2 protein-coding genes, 1 rRNA gene and 1 pseudogene are annotated in these 3,856 nt (G+C 73.2%); 1 reads left to right on the forward strand and 3 read right to left on the reverse strand.

Translation table 11 applies throughout. The features are described 5' to 3' along the window. Positions 1-56: 56 nt before the first annotated feature. Positions 57-647, reverse strand: a pseudogene (locus ACWEN3_RS43170) (HAD family hydrolase); the annotation flags it as partial. A 73-nt stretch (positions 648-720) separates the two neighbouring features. Between ACWEN3_RS43170 and ACWEN3_RS43175 the strand changes: the two are divergent. Next, complete coding sequence (locus ACWEN3_RS43175; RefSeq protein ID WP_452983229.1) at positions 721-2,004, forward strand: DUF1015 domain-containing protein; 1,284 nt, start codon at positions 721-723, stop codon at positions 2,002-2,004. A gap of 77 nt (positions 2,005-2,081) precedes the next feature. Here the strand turns inward: ACWEN3_RS43175 and ACWEN3_RS43180 are convergent, their stop codons facing one another. Both ACWEN3_RS43180 and rrf read right to left on the reverse strand, forming a co-directional pair. After that, the gene (locus ACWEN3_RS43180; RefSeq protein WP_452983232.1) at positions 2,082-2,852 is read right to left on the reverse strand and encodes a hypothetical protein; all 771 of its coding nucleotides are present in this window, start codon (positions 2,850-2,852) and stop codon (positions 2,082-2,084) included. 899 nt (positions 2,853-3,751) lie between these two features. Continuing rightward, positions 3,752-3,856 (reverse strand): 5S ribosomal RNA (rrf, locus tag ACWEN3_RS43185); the annotation flags it as partial.

Genomic DNA, 3,856 nt, shown 5'->3' on the forward strand with positions numbered 1-3,856 from the left:
GGAGTCTTCCGACCGAGAGTCTTGCGAGGCCGACCGTTGAGAGCGTGAGCGACTCATGGCTCCGCGCCGGTCGCGATCCGCACGACCTCCACGGCCGCCCCGTTCCCCGGCGCGATCCCGCGCCCGCTGGGAATCGTCAGGTCGGTGTTGGACGCGAACCACGGCACCCCGCGCGCGACGGCGTACGACGCCTCCGCGAACCGCCCCCAGGTCAGATCCGGGCCGCCGTACCCCTGCACGACCGCCGCCGGATCGTCGTCCGCCGACTCCACCGGCGTCAGGCCCCGCTCGCGCAGCGCCACCCGCAGCCCCTCGCCGCCGATCACCAGCACCCGCGCGCCGGCCGGCACCTGCTCGCTGATCAGCCGCGCGACCGCCTGCGCCGAGGTGATGACGTCAGCGGCCCCCGTCGGTATCCCCAGCTCGCTCAGGTGCTCCGCCACCGCGTCCGGGGTGCGCAGGGCGTTGTTGGTGACGTACGCCAGATGCATCCCGCCCGTACGGGCCCGCTCCAGCGAGTCGACGGCGTGCGCGATCGCGTTCCCACCCGCGTACACCACCCCGTCCAGATCGAGCAGCGCCGTGTCGTACGCCTCGCTCAGGGGCTGCCCACTGCCCTCGGGCCTCGTCCTGACGCCGTGGCTCATATCCGCATCGCTCCTCGTTCACTCGCCTTTCCCCGATCATCCCGCATGGCACTGACACACGTACGATGCCGGGATGAACACTGCAGGTCACTCGGAAGCGACGGCGCGCCGGGGCCTGGAACTCAACCCGTTCCGAGGCCTTCGATACGACCCCGACCGGGTCGGCAGCCTGGCCTCCGTCACCTCCCCGCCGTACGACGTCGTCGTACGTCCCGACGGGGTGCACCACCTCCAGTCGGCCGATCCGCACAACATCGTCCGGCTGATCCTGCCCGAGGCCGGCACGCCGAGCGCCCGCACCGAGCAGGCGGCCGACACCCTGCGCCGCTGGCTGGACGAGGGCATCCTCACCGCCGACCCGGAACCCGGTCTGTACGTGTACGAGCAGAGCGACGGCGACGGGATGCTGCAACGCGGCGTCGTCGGCGCGCTGCGGGTCTCGGAGCCCGCCGAGGGCGTGGTGCTGCCGCACGAGGACGTCATGCCGCCCGTGGTCGCCGACCGCGCGGCCCTGATGCGCGCCACGCGCGCCAACCTGGAACCGCTGCTGCTGACCTACCGCGGGAACGGCGCGGCCGCCGAGGTCGTCGAGCGCACCGCGGAGAAGCCGCCGCTGCTGGCCACGACCACCGAGGACGGCTTCCGCCACCGCCTCTGGTCGATCACCGACCCCACCGACGTGGCCCTCGTCCAGTCCGACCTGGCCCACCACCAGGCCCTGATCGCCGACGGCCACCACCGCTGGGCCACCTACCGCCGGCTGCGCGCGGAACACCCCTCCCCCAGCCCCTGGGACTACGGCCTGGTCCTCCTCGTCGACACCGTCCGCTACCCGCTGCGCGTCCGCGCCATCCACCGTCTGCTGCACGGCCTGCCGGTCGCGGACGCGCTCGCGGCCGTGACCGGCCTGTTCCGGGTACGGCGCGTCGACACGCCCCTCCCCGAGGCCCTGGGGGCGCTCGCGGACGCCTCCTGCGCGGGCAACGCCTTCCTCCTGGCCGGCGACGGCGCCTTCCACCTCGTCGACCGCCCGGACCCGGACCTCCTGGCCCGCACCATCCCGGCCGACCGCCCGGCCGCCTGGCGCTCGCTGGACGCCACGGTCCTGCACGCCACGCTGCTGGAACACGTCTGGCGCATCCCCGAGGACTCCCCGGCCCACATCGCGTACATCCACGACACGGCCGCGACCGTCGCGAAGGCGGAACGCGGCGGCGGTACGGCCGTCCTGATGCACCCGGTCCGCGAGGAGGTCGTGCGCGACCTGGCCCGCCAGGGCGTCACGATGCCCCGCAAGTCGACGTCGTTCGGGCCGAAGCCGGCCTCCGGTCTGGTGCTCCGGGCGCTGGAGATCTGAGCCGGCGGCGGACGGCGAGAAGACACGAAAGAGGGCAGGCTCCTTGCGGGGCCTGCCCTCTTCACGGTTGACCGAAATCAGTCCTTGTCGCCGTGCTCCTCGGAGGCGGCGGGCTCGTCGTCCTTCTCGGCGCCCTTGTCGACGCCGTTCTCGTCCTCGTCCTCGTTCTCGTCGAGGGCGTCGACGAACTCCACGCCGTCCAGCTCGGCGAGCCGGTCGGACGCGTCCGTGCTGCCGTCCCGGTCGGCCTCGACGGCCTTGGCGAACCACTCCCGCGCCTCGGCCTCGCGGCCGACCGCCAGCAGGGCGTCGGCGTACGCGTAGCGCAGGCGCGCGGTCCACGGCTGGATCGAGTTGGAGGCCAGCTCCGGGCTCTGCAGGGTCACGATGGCCGCGTCCAGCTGGCCCATGTCACGCCGGGCACCGGCCGCGACGAGCCGCATCTCGACCTGGCCGGCCTTGTCCAGCTTCTGCACCTCCGGGGCGCCGGCCATGTCCAGCGACTTCTCCGGCCGGCCGAGCCCACGCTCGCAGTCGGCCATCACCGGCCACAGGTCGGCGTTGCCGGTCATACGACGGGCGGCCCGGAACTCCGCGAGGGCCTCGCTGTACTTCTGGCTGGCGTACGCGGCGAACCCGGCGGCCTCACGCACGGCGGCCACGCGGGACGCCAGACGCAGGGCCACCTTGGAGTAGCCGTAGGCGCCCTCGGGGTCCTCGTCGATGAGCCGGGCGACCATCACCAGGTTCTTGGCGACGTCCTCCGCGAGCGTCTTGGGCAGGCTCTGCAGCTCCTGCCGGACGTCCTTGTCGATCTCCTCGCCGGTGACGTCCTCCGGGATCGGCAGCCGCTTGATCGGCTCACGGTCCCGGTCCCGCTCGTCGCGGAAACGGCCACCGCCACCGCGGTCGTCACGCCGGTCGTCGCGCCGGTCGTCCCGTCCGTCACGCCCACGGAACCCTCCGGGCCGGCCGCCCCGGTCGTCCCGGCGCGGACCACGGGCGCCCCGGTCGTCCCGGCCCCGATAGCCACCGCGCTCACCGCGGTTGTCGTCACGGCGGCCGTAGCCGCCACGGTCGTCGTCACGGCGGTACGCGGGACGGTCGTCGCGGCGGTCGCCGTAGCCACCACCACGGTGGTCGTCGCGGCGGCCGTGGGCCCCGCGGTCGTCGTCACGGCGGTACGCGGGGCGCTCGTCGCGGCGGAAGCCACGGTCGCCGCGGTCGTCACGGCGCGGCCCACGGTCACGGTCGTCCCGCTGGAACCCCGGACGCGAACCCCGGTCGCCCTCACGGCGGTCGTCCCTGCGGCCGTAGCCGCCACGGTCACCGCGCTCACCGCGATCGCCGAAGCCACCACGCCGGTCGTCACGACGCTCGCCACCGCGATCGTCACGACGGTCATCACGCCGGTCGTCACGGCGGTAGCCACCGCGGTCGTCGCGACGGTCGTCGCGGCGGAAGCCACCGCGGTCGTCGCGGCGGTCGCCGTAGCCACCACCACGGTGGTCGTCGCGCCGGCCCTGGCCGCCACGGTCGTTGTCGCGACGGAAGCCGCCCCGGTCGCCGCGGTAACCGCCGCGGTCGCCCCGGTCACCACTGTCCCGTCGCCGCTGGTCGCGCTCCGGTCGGTCGTCGGGAGAGTTGGTGGACATGGTGACTCCTGTCTTCGGTACCGCAAGCATTGTAAAAACGAAAGGACCCCTGGTCCCAGCTGAACGCTGGGACCAGGGGTCCTCCAAAGATTGTTCGGCGGCGTCCTACTCTCCCACAGGGTCCCCCCTGCAGTACCATCGGCGCTGTGAGGCTTAGCTTCCGGGTTCGGAATGTAACCGGGCGTTTCCCTCACGCT

Source organism: Streptomyces sp. NPDC004561 (assembly GCF_053602155.1).

Bases quoted from the DNA above. Each gene is read 5' to 3' on its own strand.
- ACWEN3_RS43175 (WP_452983229.1), top strand. From the start codon at position 721: ATGAACACTGCAGGTCACTCGGAAGCGACGGCGCGCCGGGGCCTGGAA.